Source organism: Streptomyces sp. NPDC049813, from assembly GCF_044465085.1.
Lineage (GTDB): Bacteria > Actinomycetota > Actinomycetes > Streptomycetales > Streptomycetaceae > Streptomyces.
Genome location: NZ_JBITLI010000005.1, coordinates 385,992 through 405,204 on the forward strand (window position 1 = coordinate 385,992; position 19,213 = coordinate 405,204).

At 71.5% G+C, this 19,213-nt stretch carries 18 protein-coding genes and 1 pseudogene; 4 read left to right on the forward strand and 15 right to left on the reverse strand.

Features of this window, described 5'->3' with window-relative positions; all coding sequences use genetic code 11:
• Positions 1 to 160 precede the first annotated feature (160 nt).
• Positions 161 to 1,156, reverse strand: coding sequence for an aldose epimerase family protein (locus ACIBW6_RS14365; protein ID WP_399059587.1), 996 nt, complete (start codon positions 1,154 to 1,156; stop codon positions 161 to 163).
• 31 nt (positions 1,157 to 1,187) lie between these two features.
• Positions 1,188 to 2,108 carry an SGNH/GDSL hydrolase family protein gene (locus ACIBW6_RS14370; protein WP_399059588.1) on the reverse strand — a complete coding sequence of 307 codons (921 nt, stop codon included), beginning with the start codon at positions 2,106 to 2,108 and terminating at the stop codon, positions 1,188 to 1,190.
• Between the two features lie 361 nt (positions 2,109 to 2,469).
• Between ACIBW6_RS14370 and ACIBW6_RS14375 the strand changes: the two genes are divergently transcribed.
• Positions 2,470 to 2,964 (forward strand): DUF3145 domain-containing protein, encoded by a 495-nt coding sequence (locus ACIBW6_RS14375; RefSeq protein ID WP_399059589.1) that lies wholly within the window; start codon positions 2,470 to 2,472, stop codon positions 2,962 to 2,964.
• Positions 2,965 to 3,152: 188 nt separating this feature from the next.
• Here the strand turns inward: ACIBW6_RS14375 and ACIBW6_RS14380 are convergent, their stop codons facing one another.
• The 5 genes from ACIBW6_RS14380 to ACIBW6_RS14400 form a co-directional block, all read right to left on the reverse strand.
• Positions 3,153 to 4,424, reverse strand: a complete 1,272-nt coding sequence (locus ACIBW6_RS14380; protein ID WP_399059590.1) for a beta-ketoacyl-[acyl-carrier-protein] synthase family protein — start codon at positions 4,422 to 4,424, stop codon at positions 3,153 to 3,155.
• Positions 4,425 to 4,512: 88 nt separating this feature from the next.
• Entirely contained in the window at positions 4,513 to 4,761 is a 249-nt protein-coding gene (locus ACIBW6_RS14385) for an acyl carrier protein (protein ID WP_399059591.1), read from the reverse strand.
• Positions 4,762 to 4,860: 99 nt separating this feature from the next.
• Positions 4,861 to 5,892 carry a ketoacyl-ACP synthase III gene (locus tag ACIBW6_RS14390; protein ID WP_399059592.1) on the reverse strand — a complete coding sequence of 344 codons (1,032 nt, stop codon included), beginning with the start codon at positions 5,890 to 5,892 and terminating at the stop codon, positions 4,861 to 4,863.
• A gap of 18 nt (positions 5,893 to 5,910) precedes the next feature.
• Positions 5,911 to 6,825, reverse strand: a complete 915-nt coding sequence (locus ACIBW6_RS14395) for an ACP S-malonyltransferase (RefSeq protein ID WP_399059593.1) — start codon at positions 6,823 to 6,825, stop codon at positions 5,911 to 5,913.
• 89 nt (positions 6,826 to 6,914) lie between these two features.
• Positions 6,915 to 8,204, reverse strand: a complete 1,290-nt coding sequence (locus ACIBW6_RS14400; RefSeq protein WP_399059594.1) for a PucR family transcriptional regulator — start codon at positions 8,202 to 8,204, stop codon at positions 6,915 to 6,917.
• Positions 8,205 to 8,231: 27 nt separating this feature from the next.
• Between ACIBW6_RS14400 and ACIBW6_RS14405 the strand changes: the two genes are divergently transcribed.
• The gene (locus ACIBW6_RS14405; protein ID WP_399059595.1) at positions 8,232 to 8,897 is read left to right on the forward strand and encodes a pirin family protein; all 666 of its coding nucleotides are present in this window, start codon (positions 8,232 to 8,234) and stop codon (positions 8,895 to 8,897) included.
• Positions 8,898 to 8,955: 58 nt separating this feature from the next.
• Here the strand turns inward: ACIBW6_RS14405 and ACIBW6_RS14410 are convergent, their stop codons facing one another.
• Positions 8,956 to 9,765, reverse strand: a complete 810-nt coding sequence (locus ACIBW6_RS14410; RefSeq protein WP_399059596.1) for a serine hydrolase domain-containing protein — start codon at positions 9,763 to 9,765, stop codon at positions 8,956 to 8,958.
• A gap of 128 nt (positions 9,766 to 9,893) precedes the next feature.
• Complete coding sequence (locus tag ACIBW6_RS14415; RefSeq protein ID WP_399059597.1) at positions 9,894 to 10,361, reverse strand: GNAT family N-acetyltransferase; 468 nt, start codon at positions 10,359 to 10,361, stop codon at positions 9,894 to 9,896.
• A gap of 94 nt (positions 10,362 to 10,455) precedes the next feature.
• On the opposite strand from ACIBW6_RS14415, the pseudogene ACIBW6_RS14420 reads away from it, so the two are divergent.
• A pseudogene (locus ACIBW6_RS14420) lies at positions 10,456 to 10,996 on the forward strand (MerR family transcriptional regulator).
• Positions 10,997 to 11,060: 64 nt separating this feature from the next.
• Positions 11,061 to 12,104 (forward strand): aldo/keto reductase, encoded by a 1,044-nt coding sequence (locus ACIBW6_RS14425; RefSeq protein ID WP_399059598.1) that lies wholly within the window; start codon positions 11,061 to 11,063, stop codon positions 12,102 to 12,104.
• Between the two features lie 141 nt (positions 12,105 to 12,245).
• Here ACIBW6_RS14425 and ACIBW6_RS14430 read toward each other — a convergent pair whose 3' ends face one another.
• The 6 genes from ACIBW6_RS14430 to ACIBW6_RS14455 form a co-directional block, all read right to left on the reverse strand.
• Positions 12,246 to 13,475: an acyltransferase gene (locus tag ACIBW6_RS14430; RefSeq protein WP_399059599.1), complete on the reverse strand. Its 1,230-nt coding sequence runs from the start codon at positions 13,473 to 13,475 to the stop codon at positions 12,246 to 12,248.
• Entirely contained in the window at positions 13,472 to 14,602 is a 1,131-nt protein-coding gene (locus tag ACIBW6_RS14435; protein ID WP_399059600.1) for an alpha/beta hydrolase, read from the reverse strand. Before ACIBW6_RS14435 ends, ACIBW6_RS14430 begins: the two co-directional genes overlap by 4 nt.
• 175 nt (positions 14,603 to 14,777) lie before the next feature.
• The gene (locus ACIBW6_RS14440) at positions 14,778 to 15,452 is read right to left on the reverse strand and encodes a response regulator (RefSeq protein WP_399059601.1); all 675 of its coding nucleotides are present in this window, start codon (positions 15,450 to 15,452) and stop codon (positions 14,778 to 14,780) included.
• Positions 15,453 to 15,467: 15 nt separating this feature from the next.
• A complete protein-coding gene (locus ACIBW6_RS14445; protein WP_399059602.1) occupies positions 15,468 to 16,862 on the reverse strand; it encodes a sensor histidine kinase in 1,395 nt (464 codons plus the stop codon).
• A 101-nt stretch (positions 16,863 to 16,963) separates the two neighbouring features.
• Positions 16,964 to 17,842, reverse strand: coding sequence for a DUF4429 domain-containing protein (locus tag ACIBW6_RS14450; protein WP_399059603.1), 879 nt, complete (start codon positions 17,840 to 17,842; stop codon positions 16,964 to 16,966).
• A 76-nt stretch (positions 17,843 to 17,918) separates the two neighbouring features.
• The gene (locus ACIBW6_RS14455) at positions 17,919 to 19,130 is read right to left on the reverse strand and encodes an alpha/beta hydrolase (protein WP_399059604.1); all 1,212 of its coding nucleotides are present in this window, start codon (positions 19,128 to 19,130) and stop codon (positions 17,919 to 17,921) included.
• Positions 19,131 to 19,213: the final 83 nt, after the last annotated feature.

Sequence of the window (19,213 nt, forward strand, 5' to 3'; positions counted from 1 at the left end):
TGACGACCTCGCCGAGTGACGACCGGCGCGGACGACGGCGCGGCGCTGGACCCGTGAACCCCGCCTGACCGCGGACGCCGACCCCGTGAACCCCGTCTAGCTGCGGACGCCGACCCCGTAAAGCCCGCCTAGCCGCGGACGCCGACCCCGTAAAGCCCGCCTAGCCGCGGACACCGAACCCGTACGCCGTCTGCGACCGGTACACCTCGCCCGGTCGCAGCACGGTGGACGGGAAGTCCGGCCGGTTCGGTGAGTCCGGGAAGTGCTGGGTCTCCAGCGCGATCCCGTCCCCCGGCGCGAACGGCAGCGACTCGTCGAACCCGTCCGCGGTGTACAGCTGCAGCCCCGGCTCGGTCGTGGCGATCGTCAACACCCGGCCCGACGCCGGATCGTGCAGCTCGGCGATCTCCTCGGCCGTCGCCGTGACCCCCTTGTCCAGCACGAAGTTGTGGTCGTACCCGGCCCCCACCTTCCGGATCCGGCGGAAGTCGAAGCGGGTCCCGTCGACCGCCACCGGATCACCCGCCGGGATCAGCGCCTCGTCCACGGCCGTCACCAGCCCCGCGTCGATCCGCAGTTCGTGACTGCCCGCCGCGTTCCCGGACCCCGCACCGCCCAGGTTCCAGTAGCTGTGATTGGTGAGGTTGACGATGGTCGGGGCGTCGGTCTCTGCCTCGTAGGAGACCCGCAGCACCCCGCCCTCCTCCAGCGCGTACGTCACCGAGACGGTCAACCGGCCGGGGAAGCCCTCCTCGCCGTGCGGGGAGACGCGGCTCAGCCGCAGCGCGTGCTCCCCGACCGCCGCCGCGTCCCACACCCGCTTGTCGAAACCGCGCTCACCGCCGTGCAGCGAGTTCGCCCCGTTGTTCTGCGCCAGGTGGTAGACCCGCTCGTCGAGCGGGAAGCGGCCGCCCGCGATCCGGTTCGCGTACCGGCCGACCACGGCCCCCAAATAGGGCTCGGGGCGCGCCAGGTACGTGGCCAGGTCGGGGAAGCCCAGCACGATGTCGGCCCGCGCCCCCTCACGGTCGGGCACCTCGACCGACTGCAGGACGCCCCCGTACGTCAGGACGCGGACCCGCACTCCGTCCCGTTCCAGGGTCCAGCGGTGGACGTCGGTGCCGTCGGGAAGGGCGTCGAAGAGTTCGCTGCGCATGATCGAGACCCTACGCCCGCTCCCTCGCCCTTCAGACGAGCGGCTCCTTCGCCGTCACCCCGCGATAGGCCAGCGCCGCCAGCCGCGCCTGCCCGTTCCTGCTGGGATGGAACCAGTCCCACTTGCTCAACTGGTCCCCGTCGAACCGGTACCCGAACACCGCGCCCCCGTCCGACCGGCACAACCGGTCCTTCGCGCACACGTCCCTCAACACGTCGTTGTACGCCTCCACGCGCTCCTGCACCGCGTCGCGCCGCTGGGTCGCCGCGGCGTCCATGGCGTCCGGATCGGCCAGCATCGACGCGCAGATCCCCAGCTTCCACACCTGCTTGCCCAGCGCGTTGGTCCGGCCCGCGGACCACAGCCGCTTCAGGTCCGGCACGCTCATCACGTACACCTGCGCCTTGGGCGCCGTCCGCCGCAACTGCCGCAGCGCCTCCTCGAAGTCGGCCCGGAAGGCGGCGACCGGGGTCATGGCGTCGGCCGTCGGCCGGCAGGCGTCGTTCGCCCCGGCCATCACCGTCACCAGCTCCGGCCGGTCGCTCCCGGCCCGCCGCATCTGCGCGGGCAGCTCCGCCATGCGCGCCCCGGTCTGCGCGTGGTTCCAACTGTGCGTCTTGGCCCGGCTTTTGCCGAGCAGCCGCACGGCCAGGCTCTTGACCTGCGCGTCGGACCCCGTCGCCCACGACACCTCGGGGCAGTCCGACAGCACGCTGCACGCGTCGAACCCCCGGGTGATCGAATCACCCACCGCGGCGACGGAATCCGGACGCGTGTCCCACCGCGGCGTCGGCTTCGGCGACGGCTTCGCGGACGCGGTCGACCCGCCGGGCCCCGGGGAGTTGCCCCCGGAGGCGTCACAGGCGGTGAGCGCCGTGACACCGAGTGCGGCCGCCGTCACGGAGGCGAGCGCAGCCCGGGAAAGAGCCGACCCCTGGTGTCGCTTCCGCATCTGTGGTCCCCTCGGTCGCTCGCTGTCTCTCTCGCGTCGCCCGCACCGGCCCCGGCTCGGCATCTGTCCCTATTGATGCCGTACGCGGGACCGGGGTTGCGCCCCGCCGGGTGAAAGGTCGGCGTTTGTGTGTCCCGGGACCGACAGTACGTCACACTCCTTGCACCGCTGCGCGATAGCCTCGCCCCGGGGTCCCCGGTCGACCCAGTGAGACCCCGCTGTACCGGTTCCGCTAAGTTACAACACGTCAGATGTGTCCCTTTTTGTCTCGACCTCGTCGGTCCGGGCGCTGAGGGAAGAAGGCTCGGCACGGGCGCGAGGCCGCTGGGGAAGGCGAACCTCGACCCACACTGGAGGTCCGGTGACGACACGTGGAGTTCTGTACGTGCACTCCGCCCCGCGCGCGCTGTGCCCGCACGTCGAATGGGCGGTCGCGGGCGTGCTCGGCGTACGCGTCAGCCTCGACTGGATCAGACAGCCCGCGGCGCCGGGCACTTGGAGATCCGAGTTCTCCTGGCGCGGCGAGGCGGGCACGGCCGCCAAGCTGGCCTCCGCGCTGCGCGGCTGGCAGCTGCTCCGCTTCGAGGTGACGGCCGAACCCTGCGCCGGCGCCGAGGGCGAGCGCTACAGCGCCACCCCCGAACTCGGCATCTTCCACGCCGTCACCGGTATGCACGGCGACATCCTCATCCCCGAGGACCGGCTGCGCGCCGCACTGGCCCGCTCCGCGGGCGGCGAGACCGACCTGGAGTCCGAGGTGGCCCGGCTCCTCGGCAAGCCCTGGGACGACGAACTGGAGCCGTTCCGCTACGCCGGCGAAGGCGCCCCCGTCCGCTGGCTCCACCAGGTGGTGTGACCCGCGCCGGCCCCGACCCCGCGGTTTACGACAGCGGGCCCGCCCGGGTCGTCCCGGGCGGGCCCGTCGTTCGTTCCTGGGGCGCCGACCCCGTCCACGCGCGACGCGATTGACCCGTCCGGGTGGTGTTCCGGGCGGCGCCCGGCGCGTCGGAGGGTGCGCCGTCCAGGACGGACGGCGCGTCCGGGTCAGATCGTGCGGAACGCCAGAACCACGTTGTGGCCGCCGAAGCCGAACGAGTCGTTCAGCGCGGCGATGCGGCCCTCGACGGGCAGCTTGCGCGCCTCACCGCGGACGATGTCCGCGGCCGCCTCGGCCTCGGGGTCCAGGTTCTCCACGTTGATGGTCGGCGGAGCCACGCGGTGGTACAGGGCCAGCACCGAAGCCACCGTCTCGACGCCACCGGCGCCACCGAGCAGGTGCCCGGTCATCGACTTCGTCGCGGAGACCGCGATGTGGTCGGTGTCGTCACCGAAGACCCGGCGCAGCGCCTTCAGCTCGGCCACGTCACCGGCCGGCGTCGACGTCGCGTGCGCGTTGACGTGGACGATCTCGGCCGGGTCCAGGTCGGTGCTGTCCAACAGGTTCTGCAGGGCCTGCGTGATGCCGCGGCCCTCCGGCTCTGGCTGCACGATGTCGTGGCCGTCGGCGGAGATGCCCTGGCCGACCGCCTCCGCGTAGACCCGGGCGCCGCGGGCGGCGGCGTGCTCGGCGGACTCCAGGACGACGACACCGGCACCCTCACCGAGGACGAAGCCGTCCCGGGCGGTGTCGTACGGACGCGAGGCGCCCTCGGGGTCGTCGTTGTTCTTGGACATCGCCATCATGTTGCCGAACGCGGCGATGGGCAGCGGGTGGATGGCCGCCTCCGTGCCACCGCAGACGACGACGTCCGCGCGGCCGGTGCGGATCATCTCGATGCCGTAGCCGATGGCCTCAGCGCCCGACGCGCAGGCGGAGACCGGCGTGTGCACGCCCGCCCGGGCGTTCACCGCCAGGCCCACGTTGGCGGACGGGCCGTTGGGCATCAGCATCGGCACGGTGTGCGGGGAGACGCGGCGGACGCCCTTCTCCTTCAGCACGTCGTACTGGTCGAGGAGCGTGGTCACGCCGCCGATGCCGGACGCGATGACCGCGCCCAGCCGCTCCGGCGCGACCGACGGGTCGTCGCCCGCCTTGTCGGTGAAACCGGCGTCGGCCCAGGCTTCCCTGGCGGCGATCAGCGCGAACTGCGCGGAACGGTCCAGCTTGCGGGCCTGCGGGCGAGGAATGACCTCGCTCGGGTCCACGGCAGCCGACGCCGCGATGCGGACCGCCTGGTCGGCGGCCCACTCCTGTTCGAGGGGCTTGACACCGGAACGTCCGGCGACCAGGCCCTCCCAGGTGGATGTCGCGTCGCCACCCAGCGGTGAGGTTGCGCCGATACCGGTGACGACCACGGTGCGATTGGTCGGGCTCACAGGAATTCTTTCTCCAACGGATGCGAGGGATTCAGCGGCGCCACCGCCGGGTGGCGGAGCGACTGACCTACGGACTGAGACGCGTGGCTCAGTTCTGGTGGTCGAGGATGTACTTCGTGGCGTCGCCGACGGTCTTGAGGTTCTTGACGTCGTCGTCCGGGATCTTGACGTCGAAGCGCTCTTCGGCGGCGACGACGACCTCGACCATGGACAGCGAGTCGACGTCCAGGTCGTCGGTGAAGGACTTGTCCAGCTGGACGTCCTCGGTGGGGATGCCGGCGATCTCGTTCACGATCTCCGCGAGACCGTCGACGATCTCCTTCTCGGTGGCGGCCATGTTGGCGCTCCTTCGGTGTGTTTCCAGAGGGTGTGGCGCCCGCAGCGACAGCGGCGGGTCGGTCACAGCTGTGCGGACCGGGTGATCCGCACGTGATGCCTAGGGGAGGGTAACGACCGTGGCGGCGTACACGAGACCCGCCCCGAAGCCGATGACGAGCGCGGTGTCGCCGCTCTTCGCCTCGCCGGTCGCCAGGAGCCGCTCCATCGCGAGCGGAATCGAGGCGGCCGAAGTGTTGCCGGTGGTGCGCACGTCACGGGCGACCGTGACGTGCTCCGGCAGTTTGAGAGTCTTCACCATCGAGTCGATGATCCGCTCGTTGGCCTGGTGCGGAATGAAGACATCCAGGTCGTCCGGGCTGATCCCGGCCGCGTCCAGCGCCTGCTGGGCGACCTTCGCCATCTCGAACACGGCCCAGCGGAACACCGCCTGGCCCTCCTGCGTGATCGCAGGGAACTTGACGTTGCCCGCGGAGTCCAGGGGCAGCTGTGAGACGTCGCCCACATGGAACTTGTCCCACGGCACGGTCTGCTTGATCGTCCCGGCCTTGTCGCCCTCGGAACCCCACACCGTGGGGCCGATCGCGGGCTCCTGGGACGGGCCGACGACCACGGCACCCGCACCGTCACCGAAGAGGAAGGCCGTCGCCCGGTCCTCCAGGTCGGTCAGGTCCGAGAGCCGCTCCACGCCGATGACCAGCACGTACTCCGCGCTGCCCTCGACGATCATGCCCTTGGCCAGCGTCAGGCCGTAACCGAACCCGGCGCAGCCGGCGGAGATGTCGAACGCCGCCGCCTTCTCCGTGCCCAGCTTGTCCGCGATCTCCGTGGCGATAGCCGGGGTCTGCGCGAAGTGCGAGACGGTCGACACGACCACGGCGCCGATCTGCTCGGCCCTGATGCCCGCGTCGGCGATGGCCTTGCCGGACGCCTCGACGGACATCATCGACACGGTCTCTTCGTCGCTCGCCCAGTGCCGGGTGGAGATACCGGAACGCGACCGGATCCACTCGTCGGACGAGTCGATCTTCTCGAGGATCACCTCGTTCGGCACGACCCGCGTCGGCCGGTACCCGCCGACACCGAGGATGCGCGCGTACGGGGCACCCTTGCTCGGCTTGATCTTCGACATGCTGCTCGGATCTCCTTCTCAGGCCGTGTGCTCGGCGATCAGGGCGCGGGCCGCGTCGAGGTCGTCGGGGGTCTTCAGGGCGAGGGTCTTGACGCCGGGCAGAGCACGCTTGGCGATGCCGGTGAGGGTGCCGCCCGGGCACACCTCGATCAGCGCGGTCACGCCGAGCTCCTGGAACGTCTCCATGCACAGGTCCCAGCGGACCGGGTTCTCGACCTGACCGACCAGGCGGGACAGCACCTCGTCGCCGGTCGCGACCGTTCCGCCGTCCTTGTTCGAGACGTACGTGACCGTGGGGTCGGCCGGGGACAGCTCCTTCGCGGCCTCCGCCAGCGCCGCCACCGCCGGGCCCATGTGCCGGGTGTGGAACGCACCCGCCACCTTCAGCGGCACCACGCGGCGCACACCCTCGGGCTTGTCGGCCTCGAGCGCGGCCAGCTCCTCCAGGGTGCCGGCGGCCACGATCTGGCCCGCCCCGTTCATGTTCGCCGGGGTCAGGCCCAGCTTGCGCAGGTGCTCCACGGTGACCGCGGGGTCGCCGCCGAGCAGCGCCGACATGCCGGTCCGCGTGATCGCGGCGGCCTCGGCCATGGCCAGACCGCGCTTGCGCACGAGCGAGAGGGCGGCGGTGTCGTCGAGCACCCCGGCGAACGCCGCCGCGGTGATCTCGCCGACGCTGTGCCCCGCCACCGCACCCGGCGTGACATCGCCGAGCGCGGTCGTCGAAAGGAGTCCGGCCGCGACGAGCAGCGGCTGGGCCACGGCCGTGTCGCGGATCGCGTCCGCGTCGGCCTGCGTGCCGTAGTGGGCAAGGTCGAGTCCGATGGCGTCGGACCACACGGCGAGGCGGTCCGCCGCGCCGGGAAGGTCGAGCCAGGGAGTCAGGAAGCCGGGCGTCTGAGCGCCTTGGCCGGGAGCGACGAGTACGAGCACTCTCACACTCTCTCTTGTGGACGGTACGGGCCGCCCGTGGGGACAGGGACGAAGAACCGCAGGGGGAATTGTAGACCCCCGACAAAAGCCTATGACTGGGGATCCGCGTCGACCAGACGTCCCAGGATGAGCGCGATCCGCAGGGTGAACGCCGAGCGGACGTCGGACGGCGACCAGCCGGTGACGTCGGTCACACGTCGGAGCCGGTAGCGGACGGTGTTCGGGTGCACGAAGAGCATCCGCGCCGCGCCCTCCAGGCTGCTCGCCTGCTCCAGATAGACGCTGAGCGTCTCCAGCAGCGCCGAGCCCGCCTCCTCCAACGGTCTGTAGATCTCCTCCACCAACTGCTCCCGCGCGGAGGGGTCGCCGGCGATCGCGCGCTCCGGAAGCAGATCGTCCGCCAGTACCGGACGGGGAGCGTCCTGCCAGGCACCGCACGCCTTGAGCCCGGCGGCCGCGGCCTGCGCGGACCGGGTGGCGGCCAGCAGGTCCGGCACCACGGGGCCGGCGACCACGGCGCCCGCCGCGAACGGGCCGATCAGCGACTTCGCCACCGCCAGCGGGTTGTCGCTGCCCCCCGCGATCACCACCAGCCGGTCGCCCAGCACCCCGGTCAGCACCTGCAGCTTGGCGTGGCGCGAGGCCCGCCGGATCGCCTCCACGGTCAGCTCGCTGTCCCCGTCGGGCGCGGTCCCGAGCACCACGCACACATGCTCCGGAGAGTTCCAGCCGAGCGCCGCGGCCCGGCTGATGGCCCCCTCGTCGGCCTCGCCCGAGAGCACGGCGTTCACCACGAGGGACTCCAGCCGCGCGTCCCACGCCCCCCGCGCCTCGGCCGCTTGCGCGTACACCTGGGCGGTCGCGAACGCGATCTCCCGCGCGTACACCAGGAGCGCCTCGCGCAGCACGCTCTCGTCGCCAGGTGCGGCCACCTCGTCGATGGCCGACTCCATGACCTCGATCGTCGTGCGCACCATCTCCACGGTCTGGCGCAGCGTGATCGCCCGCGTCAGCTCGCGCGGCGCGGTGCCGAAGACGTCCGTCGAAATGGCCTGCGGGGCGTCCGGACGCCGGAACCACTCCGTGAACGCGGCGATGCCCGCCTGCGCCACCAGCCCGATCCACGACCGGTTCTCCGGCGGCATGGCCCGGTACCAGGACAGCGTCTCGTCCATGCGCGTGATCGCCTGCGCGGCGAGCGCCCCGGATGACTTCTCCAGGCGCTTCAGGGTCGCCTCGTGCGGGTGGGGGGCCGCGGGGGCGTCCGGTCGGCGGTCCGCTGGTTGGTTCGCTGAAGACTTCGCTGATTCCGATTGGGGCACGGGACAAGACTGCCTTACCGGGACGGCTCGGCGGAGTGGAGGGTCCGACGCGACCATGACGCGGCGCCGACGGCGGCGGCTACCGTGGAGGGCGTGATCGATGTCCGTCGCTCCGGCGACCGCTATCCGGGAGGCGAGCCCGAGGCCGGGATCCACTCCTTGCACGCGTTCTCCTTCGGCCCGCACTACGACCCGGACAACCTGCGCTTCGGCGCCGTCCTCGCCTGCAACGAGGAACGTCTCGCTCCCGGCGCCGGCTTCGACGAGCACCCCCACAGCCACACCGAGATCGTCACCTGGGTCGTGACCGGAGAACTCACCCACCGCGACTCCACGGGGCACGAGACGGTCGTGCGACCCGGCGACGTCCAGCGCCTCAGCTCCGCCGGCGGCGTCCGTCACGTCGAACGCAACGACGGCACCGAACCCCTCACTTTCATCCAGATGTGGCTGGCCCCGCGCGACCCGGGCGGCGACCCCGCCTACGAAGTGGTGCACGGCATCGCCGACTCCACCCCGTACGACGTCCCGGAGGCGGGCGCCCTGCTCCATGTGCGACGGCTGGCCGCCGGCGAGCGCACGGAACTGCCGTCCGCTCCCCACGTCTACCTGCACGTCGTCCAGGGCGCTGTGTGCCTGCAGGGCACGGAGCTGGAGCCGGGCGACGCCGCCCGGATCACGGAGTCGGGCGGCCCGGAGGTGCTGGCGTCCACCGCCGCGGAGCTGCTGGTGTGGGAGATGGGCGGCTGAGGGGGTGGGATCGGGCGGCCCGGGCGCGCCGGCGTCCGTCTCCTGCCCCTCGGCCCGGTCAGAGTTCCGCGAGCACCGCGTCCGTGAACGGCGGCCACGCCTCGGCCGCCCACGGCCCGAACGCCCGATCCGCGAGCGCCACGCAGGCCACTGCGGCATCCGGATCGATCCACAGGAACGTGCCCGACTGACCGAAGTGCCCGAAGGTCCGCGGGGACGACGAACTTCCCGTCCAGTGCGGCGACTTGTGGTCCCTGATCTCGAACCCGAGCCCCCAGTCGTTCGGGCTCTGGTGCCCGTACCCCGGCAGCACGCCCTTCGTCCCCGGATATTGCACCGTCATCACCTCGGCCACCGTCCGCGGATCGAGCAGCCTCGGTGCCTGGACCTCCGCGGCGAACCGCACCAGGTCGTCCACCGACGACACCCCGTCCTTGGCCGGCGAGCCGTCCAGCGTGGTGGCCGTCATCCCGAGCGGTTCGAGCACGGCCTGGCGCAGGTACTCCCCGAACGCGATGTCCGTCGCCTTCTCGATGTGGTCCCCGAGCACCTCGAAGCCCGCGTTCGAGTACAGCCGCCGCGCGCCCGGCTCCGAGGTCGTGCGGTGCTCGTCGAAGGCGAGCCCACTGGTGTGTGCCAGCAGGTGGCGCACCGTCGAGCCCGCCGGACCGGCCGGCTCGTCGAGCTCGATCGCCCCTTCCTCGTACGCCACGAGAGCCGCGTAGGCCGCGAGCGGCTTCGTGACCGAGGCGAGCGGGAAGCGGTGGGCCGTGGGACCGTGCGTGCCCAGTACCGTGCCGTCCGCCCGGACGACGGCTGCGGCGGCGGTCGGCACGGGCCAGTTCTCGATCAATGCGAGGCTCTGCATGCCTCCGAGCCTAGAGCCTGCGCGTGGCTCCCCTCCGGCGGGCCCCGGGAGCGGTAGGTCGTTGCCGGTCCAGGTCGGCAGGCCCGGCAGGCGGGTCCCTTCGGTGTCCGCCGGAGCGCGGGCGCACCTCAGAACGTGAGCCGCATCGCCGGGGAAGGGGTGCGGGCGAACCCCAGTGAGGTGTAGAGCGGCTCGCCCTCCACCGACGCGTGCAGGTCGAGCCGGTGCACCTCCCGCTCCTGGAACCAGGTCAGGAGCGCCTCCATGCAGGCGCGCGAGTAGCCCCGGCGCCGGTGCGCCGGATCAGTGCACACATTGAAGATGTGCCCGGAGGTCCCGGACGGGTTCCCCGGACTGCCCAGACCCCGATGGATCGCACCGGAGGCGCAGGCCGCGAGACCGCCTCCGGCTGCCGGCGCGTCGACGACGAAGGCCGTCAGCTCGCCTCCGGGGTCGGCGAGGTGGGCGCGCAGCGCCGCGATCGTGGGCGGCTGCCAGCTCACATCGGCACTGGGGCTCATCGAGTCGAGCATGATCTTGCGGAGTCTGACCAGCTCTTCGGCGTCCTCGGGGACGGCACGGCGGACGAGAGACATGATCCGCACGCTAATGCGCGTACTGGGCGGCTGTCGCCGGCAATTCTCGTAACCGCTTGCTTGGAGCGCACTCCAAGGTTCTAGCGTGGGTGTCATGACGGTGATGGAGACCCCGCCCGCACCCACCCCGACCAAGGCAGCCCCGACCACGGCAGTCCCGACCGCGGCAGACCGGGCCCGGACCGACGGGCCCGCGGCCGACCGGACCCAGACCGACCGGACCAAGGTCGACGCCTGCGCCACGACGCCGAGCGCCCATCCGCGTCCGGCGGGCCAGGACCGGTACACGATCAGTGAGGTCGTCGCCTTCACCGGACTGACCGCGCACACCCTGCGCTGGTACGAACGGATCGGCCTCATGCCGGACGTCGACCGCTCGCACACCGGCCAGCGCCGCTACACCAACCGTGACCTGGACTGGCTCGCCTTCGTCGGCAAGCTGCGGCTCACCGGCATGCCGGTGAGCCCACATGGTGCGCTACGCCGAACTCGTCCGGCTCGGGGAGCAGACCTTCGAGGAGCGCCGCGAGCTTCTTGAGTCGACCCGCCGCGACGTCCTGCACCGGATGGCCGAACTCCAGGACACCCTGGCCGTACTCGACCACAAGATCAACTTCTATGCGGGTGCCCAGTGATGCCGACGCCGGGGGACACGACGACGGCAGGCATGACCGCGGCACCTGAAAGGACCTGGACCACATGACCGGCACGGAACGCTCCCCGCACGCGGACGACCAGCGCATCTCCACTGTTGAGTTGGGAAACAACGGGCCCGTCGTGGGCATTCAGGGCCTCGGCTGCATGGGTATGAGCTGGGCCTACGGTCCGACCGACGCCGACGAGGCGCGGGCCACCCTGGAGCGCGCCCTGGAACTCGGCGTGACCCTGTACGACACCGCCGACGCCTACGCCGCCGGCGAGAACGAGAAGTTCCTGGCTCCTTTCCTCAAGGCGCACCGGGACGAGGTCGTCCTGGCCACCAAGTTCGCCCTCGGCATGGACCCGGACGATCCCACCAAGCGCATCATCCGCAACGACCCCGCTTACATCCGGACCTGCATCGACGCCAGTCTTCAGCGCCTGGGCACCGACTCGGTCGACCTGTACTACATGCACCGCCGGGATCCGAAGGTGCCCATCGAGGAGACGGTCGGCGTGATGGCCGAACTCGTCGCCGCCGGCAAGGTCAAGCACCTCGGCCTCAGCGAGGTCACCGCCGACGAACTGCGAGCCGCGCAGGCCGTCCACCCCATCGCGGCCGTCCAGTCCGAGTGGTCGCTGTTCAGCCGGGACATCGAGCGGTCGGTGGTGCCGACCGCCGCCGAGCTCGGTGTCGCGCTCGTCCCCTATTCACCGCTCGGCCGCGGGTTCCTCACCGGTGCCTTCGTCAGCGCCGACAAGGAACTGTCCCAGGACGACTTCCGCCGCCAGCAGCCCCGCTTCACCGGCGACAACGCCGCCGTGAACGCCGCCCTTCTCGAACCCGTCCGCCAGGTCGCCGACGCGCACGGCGTCTCCCTCGGCCAGGTCGCCCTGGCCTGGGTACAGCGGCAGGCGCAGGCCTTCGGCCTCGCGGTCGTCCCCATCCCCGGCACGCGCAAGCGCCACCGCATCGAGGAGAACACCGCCGCCACCCGCCTCACCCTCACCGACGAGGAACTGGCGCTCCTCGAACCCATCGCCTCCCAGGTGTCGGGCGACCGCTACGCCGACATGGCCTTCACGTCGGCGGGTCGCGAGTAGCGAGCCGCACCTCCGCTGCTCTCGGGCGGCTGCTGACCGCAGCCGCCTGCGTTCCCTTCGCCCTGGTCCCTCGGTCGATCGCCGTCCTGGGGGCCAGGGACCACGGGGTTTCCCGGACCGAGGACAGCCGGCCCGGGCCTCTCACGCCAGCCCCAAGGCGAACACCGTGAACCCGGCAGCGAGCACTCCCGCCAACGCTCGCCGCCCCCGGGTAGCCCGCTTCCAGGGCGCTTCGAAGCCTCGCGCGTAGCGCCCTATCAGGACGAGCAGGGCGCCGAACAGCGGTAGCCACGCCACGCGGGCTGCTATCCAGACCCAACTGTCCGGGCCTGCCGTCAGCCCCGGTATCTCCCCGGCGAAGGACGCGGGGACCGCAGCCGCGAGCATCGCCGTCTGGTGCCAGCACAGGACGGTCATCGCGGACAGATTGATGACCACGACCGGCGCCCACAGCACGGGCCGGCGCAGCAGACGGCTGATGCGGTCCCGCAGCAGAATCGCGGCGCCGCTCTGCGCGGCGGCCAGGGCGAGGACCAGAAGCGACGGCGGATGCGAGTTGGTCCGTGTCTCGCCCGGAACTCCGACCATCGACGTCGGATAGTGGAAGACCAGGAGCAGCGTCGCGAACAGTGCCGTGCCACCGATGAACAGGACCCACGCGCCCCGTCGGCCGAGCCTCTTCTCGCCCCAGCAGACTCCCAGTTGGTAGGCGAACATCCAGCCCGGCAACAGATTCAGCAGACTCAGCCAGGACGGCATCACGGCGGAGAGCGGCCCGTACCGCAGGAAGTCGACCGTGGCGACCGCGCCGAGCAGTGGTGCCGCCGCCCAGGCACCGAACCGGTGAGACGCTCGTATGCACCAGGGCGTGAGCGCGGTGATCACGGTGTACACGCCGACGAACCAGAGGGGCTGTATCACCAGCGTGCACCCTGTGCGCACCGTGGTCCCCGGCACGCCGAGGGCGTACAAGACGGGGATCATGGCGGCCCAGACCGCTGTCACTCCCAGCACCGGTCGGCCGAGGCGGGCCAGTCGGCCGCGCAGCCAGTGGGTCGTCGACGTACCGCCCTCGCGCGCTCTCCGGTACGAGAGGACGGAGGCGTGACCGCCCACGAGGAAGAAGACCCCCAGCATCTGCAACACCCATGACACGGGCGCGAAGAAGCCGAACGCGGAGAGCGGACTCGCGTTGTGCAGCGCGCCCTCACCGTCCAGGGTGAAGCCGCCGAGGAGCCAGTGGCCGGTCGGGACGGCGAGCAGGGCCAGGGCGCGCAGCCCGTCGATGGCCCGGTCGCGGTGGACCGGAGTCCTCGCGTCGATCGAGGCGACGGCGGAGGCGGTCGAGGAGCGCAGGGTGCTGAGGTTCATGACAAGACTCCGGTGGCGATGTCGGTGAAGGCGCGCAGCGAGTCCGTGCCGGGCGCGAAGTAACCGGTATGGCCCTTGGCGTCCTCGGCCGGTACGCGCCGGGCGCCGAAGGACGGGTCGGCGGGATCGGCGCCGTGGCCCAGGCCGAACAACTCGACGTGCGGCACCTTGGAGATCCAGTCGCTGTCGTCCCGCGCCGCCCACACCCGGGCTCGGGTGTGGAGGTCGGCGACGTGGTCCGCGCGCACTCCGGGGGAGCCGAGGACGACGAGGTCGGAGGCGGCCAGCCCAGGCGCGGCGAGCCCGCACACCACCGATCCGTAGCTGTGGCAGAAGACGGCGGGCTGCGGCACGCCCGTGGCTGTGAGGCCCTGAACGAAGCGGGTCAGGCGGGGAGCCCCCGCCTCGGCGAGCCGGCCGGTCGCGGCATCCGCGCCGAGGCCGACCGGGGTTGTGTAGCCGACCCAGGCCACCACCGCCGTCCGCCCACGTGCCGCCTTGTACAGGGACTTCGCCATACCCGTGGGCGTCCCGTACCTGTCCGAGGTCCGATCGAACGAGCCCAGATCGATGTCCGAGCCCGGCACGATCACGGAGAGATGCCGAGCCGTCCGCAAGTCGCCGTACACCTCCGCCACTTGACCCCGCCCGCGCGGGTCGAAGGCGAGGATCCGTCGGCCGGGCGCGAGCAGCTCGGCGCAGCGCTCGGCCAGGACACGTGCCGTGGTGCGCGCCTGTGGCGTCAGTCCGGTGTCCCGCGCGTCGGCGCGGGCCTCGCTCCTCGCGACGCGCAGCGCCCGGGAGTTCGCGTCGTAGCGCAGCGGGACGGGCGCCCCGTCGAGGTTGCCGACGACCGACGGATGGCGGACGGCCAGTGTGTGCTGCTCCGATGCGCTCAACCCGCGGAAGAAGGCGGCCATCCGCCGCGGGCCGGTAGTCGCGGGGTCGGGCAGCGGTGTCCCGAGCGTGGTGTCCGCGCGCCAGGACGCGGTCCCCGGCGGTGGTCCGGTGAGCGGGCTCTGCCGATGGCCCGAGGCCCAGCCTGCCGTGCCCGCGACGATCGTCGTCGTGAGTGCGGCAGCGACCAGCGTGCGGCGGCCGCGTCGTTTCCAAGAACCCAGGCCCATCGCCTGTCTCCCCTCCACCGTCGGTTGTGACGAGGGGAAGGTAGGAAGCCGTCGCCGGCCGAGGCGTCACACTGCGGAGCCAACTCGCGGCTGCTACCTGGGTATGCGCATCTCATACCGCAGTAGGGGGTGGCTGCCGCCGCACCTCACTGATCTCGTATGGGTGGAGGCGGTGTCACTGGCCGCCGGGTGTGACGAGACCGGTCTCGTAGGCGAAGATCACCGCTTGCGCGCGGTCGCGCAACCCCAACTTGGCCAGTACCCGGCCGATATGGGTCTTCACGGTCTGCTCGGCGAGCACCAGCTTCCGCGCGATCTCCTGGTTGGACAGGCCGCGCGCGATCAGCTCCAGGACCTCTAGCTCGCGCGGCGTCAGGCTGTTGAGCCGCGGAGACCGGTCCCTGCGCGCAGGGTGGGTCCGGGCGAAGTCCTCGATGAGGCGCTTGGTCACGGTCGGCGCGAGCAGGGCCTCGCCGGCGGCGACGACCCGCACCGCCGCGATCAGGTCCGCGGGCGGGGCGTCCTTGAGCAGGAAGCCGGACGCGCCCGCTCGCAGCGCCGCGTACACATAGTCGTCCACGTCGAAGGTGGTGAGCATGAGCACCTTCGGGCGGTGCACCACGCCGGGCGGCGGGTCCAGCAGTTCCCGTGTCGCCGCCAGCCCGTCCATCTCGGGCATGCGCACGTCCATGAGGACCACGTCGGGGTGGGTCGACCGGCTGGTCTCGACGCCCTGCCTGCCGTCCGGGGCCTCGCCCACGACGTCGATGTCGCTCTGCGCGGACAGCAGAGCGGCGAACCCGGCCCGCACCATGCTCTGGTCGTCGACGATGATCACGCGGATGGTCATGCGTGGTGCGTTCCTTTACGCCGAGGACGAGGTGGGCGAAGCGGGTGCGGTCAGCGGGAGCCGGGCCGCGACGCGGAACCCACCGGCGGGCAACGGGCCCACGTCCAGGGTGCCGCCGAGCAACCGTACGCGCTCGCGCATCCCTATCAAACCGTGCCCCGTGCCGGTGGACTCGATGGGGGAGACGGGGTCCGCGGCCGGTCCGTTGACCACGACCACCAACAGGGCGTCCTCGTCCAGGCCGATGGAGATCTGCGTCCGCGCACCGGGGGCGTGCCGCACCACGTTCGCGAGGGCCTCCTGGACGATGCGGTACGCGGAGAGGTCCACCGCGGGCGACAGATCGGCCAGTTCACCGACGAGAGCCAGCTCCGGGTACGACAGTTCGGCCGGCACACCGCCGCGCACCGTCGCTTCCACGAGTTGGGCCAGGTGCGCGAGACCGGGCTGGGGCACCAGGTCACCTTCCGCGCCCTCGCTGCGCAGGACGGCCAGGAGTCGGCGCATCTCCGTCAGCGATCCCCGGGCACCCGCGGCGATCGACTCGAACTCCGCACGAGTCTCCTCCGTCAGACCCTGGATCCGGTACGGAGCGGACTCGGCCTGCACGGTGATCACCGACATGTGGTGGGCCACCACGTCGTGCAACTCGCGCGCGATCCTCGTCCGTTCCTCCAGCAGCGTCCTGCGGGTCCGCTCGGCATCGCTGATCGTCTCCTGCTCGACGAGCTTGCGCTGTGTCTCGCCCCGCTCCCTCACCAGGGCCCCCAACAGCAGGACTCCGCCGCTCAGCACGATGAGCAGCACCCCTGTGTCCTGGCTGCTGGCGTCGCGGAAGGAGCCGAGGACGATGCTGACGACGACCGTGACCAGCCAGATGCTGATGAGGGTGCGCCGGTTCTCCCGCAGAGCCAGGACGATGCACAGCACCACGTAACCCACGACGATCATGGGCGTCCACGGCGAGGGATGGTGCGCGTCGCCCTGGAACAGAGGGAGCGTGCCCAGCACGTCGGCGGTGATCGTGAGGTACCAGGCGGTCAGCGGCCGGCTGACCGCGAGAAGCAGAGGAGCGGCCTGTGCGACGGCGATGGCTCCGGCCAGGCCGCCGTTCACGCCGTAGTCGTGCGAAAGCACCTGCGCCGTGACGGGGATGAGGACGGCGACGAAGCTCAGGGCCACGAGATACGGCAGCAGCCGCATCCACCGCTTGGGGGCCTGGGCCAGCAGCGGCTCGGACCGGTCACCGCCCACGGCGGTAGCGAGGGCCGAGGCCACCGCGGTGAGCGTGTCGCCGGTACGGCGCGGATCATTTCTGAGCATCTCGCGCAGGGGTCGGCGCCCGCCCGGCCCGGAGTCTGGACTCGGTGGTCGGGGCGCGTGCTCGGGAGGAGGCGGTGGTGTGCTCATGGCCTGCTCAGCGTAGGCAAAGAGCGGCGGGCGCGCCGTCATACCCAGGTGCTCAACCGCACCTCATACCCAGGTATCACCAGGGCCGTTGGGGATGGCGGTCACAGCTCCGCGAGCAGCTCCGCCTTCTTCGACGTGAACTCCGCGTCCGTGACCAGCCCCGCCTGGTGCAGCTCGCCGAGGTGGCGGATGCGGTCGGCGATGTCCGCCGGGTCCCGGCGGCCGCCCGGCGCGGCCCCGGCATGCAGCTGTCCGGCGGGCGCCGGTGCGGGGCTCGTGGAACGCACGGCGGCGAGCACCGAGGCGGCGAAGGGCAGGGACTCGTGCACCGGCCCGTACCCGAGCCCGAAGACCACGGCGGCCGGGTCCTGGTCGGCCTGCCCGGGCTGGTCGTCGCCGGCCTCCCGGTGGAGGAGGCGCAGGTGCCCCTCGAACAGTTCGGGGGAGCGCCACTCCACGCCGCTGAGGTCGCAGACCGGGAAGGTCTTGTCGCCGGCCTTCCACTTCGCGGACGAGGCGCCGGTCCAGAACCAGCGGAACGACACCGACGCACCGTCGAAGGAGGCTTTGCCGTCGTACGCCTTGAAGTGCAGCGGAGCCTCGGGGGGAGCCACCAGGTAGCCCTCCGGCCAGACGTCCTCGTCGGCGACGAGCTTGCCGCGCAGCTCGTCCGCGTAGTACTCGGCCAGCATCTCCCGCTCGGCGGGCAGGACCAGCCGGTAGGGGTCGCTGCCTTCCTTGAGCTGGCCCGCCGCGGCGTCCATCAGCGGATCGGCACCCGGTCTCGGTACCGCGTGCAGTACCACGGTCCCGCGCTTGCCGGGAGTCAGAGTCACCGCACCGATCGCTTCCAGGGGGATACGGCGTTCGCCGAGCGCCTGGAAGAGCTTCGGCGTGCGGATTCCCCGTTCGAAGCGGATGAGCACGGAGTCGGACTCGAACTCCCAGGCGGCATTGAATCCGGCCAGTACATCACCCATGCGGCTCATCGTATGCGGCACGCGCGCCTCCGTCGCCTGTTGCGTCGGACCATCGTTTCGCAGTTTTCTACGCGCGTCAGGCGGACCCACTGCCGGAAAAACCCTTCCGGCAGTCGTGGTCCGCGTCCGCGCAGTGCACCGAACGGTACGAGCCAGTTCCGATCTCGGCGAAGTTGCTGAGGCTCTGGGTGCCCGGTGCGAAGTACCCAGTGTGGCCCTTGGCGTCCGCGGAGGAGATCACGCGCGCGCCGAACTCCGCGGAGACCGGATCCGCGCCGTGTCCGAGGCCGCCGACCTCCATGTACGGCACGTCCTGGATCCAGTCGTCCTTGTCGCGGGTGGCCCACACGCGCGCGTGGGTGCCGAGCCCTGCCGCGTTGTCGGCGCGCATGCCGGGGCTGCCCGCGACCGCGATGTCGCTCACCCGCGAGGGCAGGTGGCGCGCCGCCACGCCGCACACCACGGAGCCGTAGCTGTGGCAGTACAGGGCGACGGAGGAGCGGCCGGGCAGGGCGCGCAGCATGTCGTTGAGCCGGACCGCGCCGTCGTCGGCGCGCATCGAGGTGGCGGCGTCCACGCCGAGACCGGCCGGCGCCGTGTAGTCGGCCCACGCGATGACCGCGGTACGGGTGTGGGAGTCGGCCGTACGTTCGGCGGCGTACAGCGAGCGGCCCATGCCGACCGGTGCCGAGTACGGGCGGAACGTGCGCTGGAAGGTCAGAACGTTCGTGTCGACGCCCGGCACGACGACGGAGACGCGCTGCGCCGTGGGGAGGTCGCCGAAGACCTCGGCCACCCGGCCGCTGCCCATGGGGTCGAACGCGAGGATGTTGCGGCCCGGAGCCGACAGGAGCGTGAAGCGCTTCATGCGCTGCTTGGCCTCGGTGTGCCCCATGGAGGACAGCCGCTTGTCGTGCACGCGGTCGGCCTCGACCTTGCGGGCCTGGTCGAGGGCGACCTGGTTGGCGCGGTAGCGCAGAGCCACGGGCGCACCGTTCATGTTGCCGACCGCGAGCGGGTAGCGCGCGGCGAGCTGGGTGCGTTGCTGCGGGGACAGGGAGGCGAAGAAGTGCGCCAGGCGGGCGGGGGAGCCGTGGGGCGAAGGCAGGGCGTGACCGTTCAGGCGGCCGTGCTCCCACGCGGTGATCGCGGTCTGGAGCGGCGACGAGACGGTCCGGTGCTGCCGCACCGCGGTCCAGCCGGTGGTCGCCAGCATGACGAACACGACGGCCAGCGCGAGCAGTGCGCGCCCGATGGCGAGCTGAGGGGGAGTGTCGAAGGAAGTCACTGCGGACCACCCTAGGAGAAGCGCGTGGGGCTTCGTGCCATGGGTGAGGCGGATCACGTTTTCTGGCCAGTATTTGGGTAAAT

Coding starts and splice junctions, on each gene's coding strand:
- ACIBW6_RS14365 (WP_399059587.1), bottom strand. CDS start 1,156: ATGCGCAGCGAACTCTTCGACGCCCTTCCCGACGGCACCGACGTCCAC.
- ACIBW6_RS14370 (WP_399059588.1), bottom strand. CDS start 2,108: ATGCGGAAGCGACACCAGGGGTCGGCTCTTTCCCGGGCTGCGCTCGCC.
- ACIBW6_RS14385 (WP_399059591.1), bottom strand. CDS start 4,761: ATGGCCGCCACCGAGAAGGAGATCGTCGACGGTCTCGCGGAGATCGTG.
- ACIBW6_RS14390 (WP_399059592.1), bottom strand. CDS start 5,892: ATGTCGAAGATCAAGCCGAGCAAGGGTGCCCCGTACGCGCGCATCCTC.
- ACIBW6_RS14400 (WP_399059594.1), bottom strand. CDS start 8,204: ATGGTCGCGTCGGACCCTCCACTCCGCCGAGCCGTCCCGGTAAGGCAG.
- ACIBW6_RS14410 (WP_399059596.1), bottom strand. CDS start 9,765: ATGCAGAGCCTCGCATTGATCGAGAACTGGCCCGTGCCGACCGCCGCC.
- ACIBW6_RS14415 (WP_399059597.1), bottom strand. CDS start 10,361: ATGTCTCTCGTCCGCCGTGCCGTCCCCGAGGACGCCGAAGAGCTGGTC.
- ACIBW6_RS14425 (WP_399059598.1), top strand. CDS start 11,061: ATGACCGGCACGGAACGCTCCCCGCACGCGGACGACCAGCGCATCTCC.
- ACIBW6_RS14430 (WP_399059599.1), bottom strand. CDS start 13,475: ATGAACCTCAGCACCCTGCGCTCCTCGACCGCCTCCGCCGTCGCCTCG.
- ACIBW6_RS14435 (WP_399059600.1), bottom strand. CDS start 14,602: ATGGGCCTGGGTTCTTGGAAACGACGCGGCCGCCGCACGCTGGTCGCT.
- ACIBW6_RS14440 (WP_399059601.1), bottom strand. CDS start 15,452: ATGACCATCCGCGTGATCATCGTCGACGACCAGAGCATGGTGCGGGCC.
- ACIBW6_RS14445 (WP_399059602.1), bottom strand. CDS start 16,862: ATGAGCACACCACCGCCTCCTCCCGAGCACGCGCCCCGACCACCGAGT.
- ACIBW6_RS14450 (WP_399059603.1), bottom strand. CDS start 17,842: ATGGGTGATGTACTGGCCGGATTCAATGCCGCCTGGGAGTTCGAGTCC.